This is a genomic window from Nocardiopsis halophila DSM 44494 (genome assembly GCF_000341245.1).
In the GTDB taxonomy this organism is placed as follows: Bacteria; Actinomycetota; Actinomycetes; order Streptosporangiales; family Streptosporangiaceae; genus Nocardiopsis_A; species Nocardiopsis_A halophila.
In genome coordinates this window covers 1-5,047 of sequence record NZ_ANAD01000248.1, presented here as the reverse complement: position 1 = coordinate 5,047, position 5,047 = coordinate 1, and the positions used below count along the sequence as shown (strand labels likewise).

Genomic DNA, 5,047 nt, shown 5'->3' with positions numbered 1-5,047 from the left:
GGCGGGGAGCCACTGGGGGTGCCCGTCGTCCCCGGCGTCCCCGCCGTCCTCGGCCGACACCGACAGGTGCTCCAGGGCCTCGGCCACGCCCGGCCGGGCCTCCGGCTCCCGGGCCAGGCACGCGCTCAGGAAGGGGGCCAGTTCCGGAGGCACGCCGGTCAGGTCCGGTCTCTCGTGCACGGTCCGGTAGACGACGGCCGCGGCCCCGCCGGTGCCGTAGGGACTACGGCCGGTGGCCGCGAACGCGAGCACGCACGCCAGGGCGAAGATGTCGGACTCGGGCCCGGTCGGGCGGCCGCGCGCCTGCTCGGGGGACATGTACCCGGGGGTGCCGATCACGGCCGTGGTCGCCTGATGGGCGTCCAGGGACCGCACGATGCCGAAGTCGATGATGCGCGGGCCGTCGTCGGCGAGGATCACGTTCCCGGGTTTGAGGTCGCGGTGGACCAGGCCGCAGCCGTGGATCGCCGCCAGCCCTTCGGCCAGCCCCGATCCCAGGACCCGCAGCGCCCGGTGCGGCAGCGGCCCGTGCGCGCGCACGGCCTGGCTCAGGGAAGGGCCGGGGATGTACGCGGTGACCAGCCAGGGACGGTCCGCATCGGGGTCGGCGTCCACCACCTGTGCGGTGTAGAACCCGCCGACCTCGCGCGCCGCGGCCGCCTCCAGCGCGAAGCGGCGCCGGAAGTCCTCGTCCTCGGCCAGGCCGGGGGCCACGACCTTCACGGCGACCAGCCGCCCGCCCGGCGAGAGGCCCAGGAACACCTGTCCCATGCCGCCGCTCCCCAGCCTGCGCAACAGCCGGTACGGGCCGATGCTCCGGGGGTCCGCCTCATTCAGCCGCTTCATCGGGCGACCTCCCAGAGCTGGACGACCGTTTCCAGATCGGAGCCGTCGGTGGTGACGGCCAGGATGCGGCCGTCGGGGCTGAACGCCAGGTCGGCGGGGCCACTGCGGCCGGCGACGGCGGAGGCGATGTACTCACCGGAGGACACGTCCCACAGGTACGCCTCTCCACCGGAACCACGGTGGTAGCCGCCGCTGGCCACCATCGCGCCGTCCGGGCTGAACGCGACCGTCTGAAACCCGGCCTCGGCGCCGCCGAGCGTGTGCACCAGTTCCCGGGATTCGACGTCCCACAGGGCGATCCCGCTGAAGGCGCCGGCCAGCAGGGAGCCGTCCGGGCTGAACGCGAGCTCGGTGACGCCGAATGCGCCGGTGTCGTCCAGGGACAGGGTCGCCACCGGTGAGTAGGAGCCGGTGTCGAAGAGCACGACCCCGCCTCCCAGGTCCCCGTTCCCGTAGCCCACCGCCAGGAGCGTGCCGTCCGGGCTGAAGGCGACGCTGCGCGCTCCGGCGGTGGCCGTGTCCCCTCCCTCCTGGTCCTCGCCGATGACCAGGGTTTCGAGGAGTTCCTCCGAGGCGGCGTCCCACAGAACGGTCTGGCCGAAAGCCGGGCCCCCGGATCGGGCCCCTGCGATCGTCGCGCCGTCCGGGCTCACCGCCACCGCCGTCATGACCTCCAGCTGGGTCCCGCCCTCGGACTCTGTGGCCACGGCGGCGATCTCCTCCTCCCCGCCGGCGGCGACCTCCCACACCGCGACCTCGCCGACGTCCATCACCAGGCCTTCCCCGCCTGCCCCGAAGTCCATGTCCGGCTCGGCCCTGTAGCCCCCGACGAGGAGCCCTCCGGGACCGAACGCGACGTCCTGGACCAGGGTCCCGGTGATCGGCAGGCGGGTGCGCTCGGACCGGGACTCCGTCTCCCAGAGCGCGACACCGTCGTCGAGGCCGACCGCCAGCACCGCGCCGTCCCCGCTGAACGCGATCGGGCCGAAGGCCTCACCGGCGTCGAGGTCGAGGGTCGCGGCCAGCGTGAGCGTCGCCTCCGCCGGGGCCTCCCCGCCCCCCTCTCCGCCCCCGGTCCCGCCGTCGCCGCCGTCCTCCCGGCGGCCGGCGAGGAAGAGCCCCGCGGGCACCGCCGCAGCGGCGAGCGCGCCCGCGCCCGCCGCCAGCAGGACGGTCCTGCGCCCGGGCCGCCGGGCCGCGGGCGCCCGCTCCCCTCTGATCATGGCGGCGACGCCGGGCGGCCACCCGTGGGCGCCCGGACCGCCCGGAGCTCCCGGACCGGACAGCCGGAAGAGCACGTCCGCGAGGGCGGGCCGTGCGCCGGGATCCTTGGCGAAGCACTCCCCGAGCAGCCCGGTCAGCGCCCCCGGGACCCCGGTGAGGTCGGGTGCGTCCTCGACCACGCGGCGCAGCGCGTCGCCCCCCTGCCCGTCGCCGAAGGGGGCGCGCCCGGTGGCGGCGAAGACCAGCACGCCGGCGAGGGCGAAGACGTCCGCCGCCGGGCCCGTCCCGGAACCGAGGACCTGCTCCGGTGCGAGGAACCGCCCGAGTGCCGCATCGACGGTCAGTGACGGGTGGGCCGCCTCGACGGCGCGGGCGAGTGCGAAGTCGGTGACGCGCGGGCCGTCCTCGGCCAGGATCACCTCCCCCGGTCCGAGCCTGCCGTGCACCAGGCCGGCGGTGTGGACGGCGCCGAGGCCCTCGGCCAGTCCGGCACCGAGCACCCGGACGCCGTCCTCGCCCAGCGGTCCGTGCTCGGCCACGGCCCGCGCCAGAGTGGGGCCCGGGATGTAGGCCGTGGCCAGCCACGGCGGATCCGCTTCGGGGCCGGCGTCGACCACCTGGGCGGTGGACAGCCCGCCGACGCCGCGTGCCGCCGCCACGGCCGGTGCGAAGTGGCGCCGGAAGTCCTCGTCGTCGGCCAGTTCGGGGGCCACGACCTTGACCGCGACCGGCCGTCCGCCCCGGGACCGGCCCAAGTAGACGCGGCCCGTACTCCCACTTCCCAGGCGCCCCTGGATGCGGTAAGGGCCGACACGGCGCGGGTCCCCCTTTTCCAGGGGATCGGCCATCCTCATGGTGCTCTCCTCGGTCTTCTCTTATGAGCCGCCGACGACGCGCGCAGGAGCAGTGAGCGGCCCCGGTCCGGTCGCGGCTCCGTCTTCTCCGGGCGGANCGGCCGCGAGCGGCTCGCCGGGTCGGCGCCGGCTCCAGTGGGGGATCGCCGCACCGCTCGGCGGAGCACCGTGGCGGCGCGGTGTGGGCGGCAGGCCCGCTCAGGGCTTGCGGGCCAGGCCGCAGTACTGGGCGACGCGGTCCGACGGGCGCACGATGCCGTCGGGGCGCCAGTCGGTGCAGGAGACCACGCCCGGGTCGAGCAGTTCCAGGCCGTCGAACATCGCCTCGATGTCGGCGGCGCTGCGCAGGAGCAGGGGCGTGGAACCGCCCTCGTTCCAGATACGGGCGCCGCGCTCGGCGTTCTCCCGGCGGATCTCGGCGGTGCTCAGCGACAGCGCCAGGAGGCTGCCGGGCGGGACCGCGTCCATGACCTCGGTGACGATCCGGCGCGCCTGGGCGTTGTCGGGGACGAACTCCAGCACCGCCAGGAACATGACCCCGACCGGTTCGTCCAGGTCCAGGGTGCGTGCGGCGCCGTCCAGGACGGTCCGCGGCTCGCGCAGGTCGGCGTGGAGGTAGTCGGTGGAGCCGGGGGCGCCGTCGGTGAGCCGGGCCGTGGCGTGGGCGTGCACCACCGGGTCGTTGTCGACGTAGACCACACGGGCGCCCGGGTCGGTCCGCCGGGCGATCTCGTGGGTGTTGCCGGGCCCGGGGATGCCGGTGCCGATGTCGAGGAACTGGCGCACCCCGTGCTCGGCCGCCATGCAGCGCACCGCCCGCGCGAGGAACCCGCGGTCGGCGCGGGCGTTGGCGGCCATGTCGGGGATGGCCTCCAGGACACGGTCGCCCATCTCCCGGTCGGCGGCGAAGTTGTCCTTGCCGCCGAGCCAGTAGTCCCAGATGCGGGCCGGGTGGGAGACGGTGGTGTCGATGTCCGGGGCGGGCCGCCCCTCACCGCCGGAGACGTCGGCGGCAGGCTTCATCCAGGCGGGGCTGTGCGGGCTTTCCGGGCTGTGCGGGGCGTACGGGCCGGCGGGGCCGTCGGTCATGCGGGGTCCGTTCCGGTGGGGGGTGAGACGCCGGTCCTGGGGAGCCTAATGGTGTCGGCAGGCCTGCAGGGGGCCGATTCCGGCCACATGTAGGCGGTTCAGACCTCCGCGACGTCCTCGGCGTGCCGGTCGACGAGGTCCTCGGCCTCGTCGTGCGGGACGTCCCTGTACTCCCAGGCGCAGTTGCAGCAGCGCAGGGTCACCGTGGGCGCGTACTCGTACCGGGAGGCACCGCGCGGCCGGGGCACGAGGCTGCGGGTGCCGGACTTGATCACCCAGTGCCCGTTTCCTGCGTTCCACTGGACCGAGTAGGGCTCGACGGACATGGCCAACCTCCCGGGATGGACCAGGGTCTGTGGAGGGGAAGACGGTCCCCAGAGGCTCAAAGGTTGCCGCCTGCGGTGTGCGATCGCCGAGACGGCAGGGCGGGGCCCCGGTGGGCGGGTCAGGCCGCCGGGCTCAGGCCGGCCACGGCCATGCGGAAGAGGCGGTCCGCCGCTTCCGCGGGGTCGGGGTGCTGCTCCGTGGCCAACGTGATGCCGACGATCAGCGTGATCAGGTCCGCGACGGTGGTGCCCTCCGCCACCGCCCCCTCCTGCACCGCTCGGCGCAGCAGGGGTTCGGCGGCCTCCTCGATCGGCGCCGAGCAGGCGTTCTCGTGCACCGCGTCGGCCCCGGCCCCGTCGTAGGCCAGCGCGGCCGCCAGACCCCGCGCCGCGACGCAGTAGGCGACGAGCTCGCCCAGCCATTCCAGGAGGGCGCTCCGGCCGTCGCCCGCGCCGGCCAGCTCGCGGGCGCGGTCGGCCAGTGCCGCGATGCGGCTCCGGGAGACCGCCTCCAGCAGTGCGCGACGGCTGGGGAAGTGCCGGCGCACGGTCGCCGAGCCGACGCCGGCGGTGCGGGCGATCTGCTCGAGGGAGGCGTCGGCGCCGTGGGCGGCCACCTCCTGCTCGGCCACCGCGAGGATGCGCGCGTAGTTGCGCCGGGCGTCCGAGCGCTGCTGCTCGGGCATGGCGTCACCTCCGTGGTTGCTA

Annotated in this window: 5 protein-coding genes; all 5 read right to left on the bottom strand. The window is 75.4% G+C overall.

Translation table 11 applies throughout. The features are described from left to right. A partial coding sequence (locus tag D450_RS31410) for a serine/threonine-protein kinase (protein WP_017541628.1) occupies nt 1-846 on the bottom strand: 846 nt, incomplete at its 3' end. Beyond that, nucleotides 843-2,924, bottom strand: coding sequence for a serine/threonine-protein kinase (locus tag D450_RS0126400; RefSeq protein ID WP_083932808.1), 2,082 nt, complete (start codon nt 2,922-2,924; stop codon nt 843-845). The genes D450_RS0126400 and D450_RS31410, both read right to left, overlap by 4 nt. Nucleotides 2,925-3,122: 198 nt before the next feature. Continuing rightward, nucleotides 3,123-4,013, bottom strand: a complete 891-nt coding sequence (locus D450_RS0126395; RefSeq protein ID WP_017541626.1) for an SAM-dependent methyltransferase — start codon at nt 4,011-4,013, stop codon at nt 3,123-3,125. Between the two features lie 98 nt (nt 4,014-4,111). Continuing rightward, a complete protein-coding gene (locus D450_RS0126390) occupies nt 4,112-4,339 on the bottom strand; it encodes a hypothetical protein (RefSeq protein ID WP_017541625.1) in 228 nt (75 codons plus the stop codon). Between the two features lie 119 nt (nt 4,340-4,458). Further along, on the bottom strand, nt 4,459-5,047 hold a 589-nt coding region (locus tag D450_RS0126385; protein WP_017541624.1), incomplete at its 5' end, for an SbtR family transcriptional regulator.

Bases quoted from the DNA above. Each gene is read 5' to 3' on its own strand.
- D450_RS0126395 (WP_017541626.1), bottom strand. From the start codon at position 4,013: ATGACCGACGGCCCCGCCGGCCCGTACGCCCCGCACAGCCCGGAAAGC.
- D450_RS0126400 (WP_083932808.1), bottom strand. From the start codon at position 2,924: ATGAGGATGGCCGATCCCCTGGAAAAGGGGGACCCGCGCCGTGTCGGC.
- D450_RS0126390 (WP_017541625.1), bottom strand. From the start codon at position 4,339: ATGTCCGTCGAGCCCTACTCGGTCCAGTGGAACGCAGGAAACGGGCAC.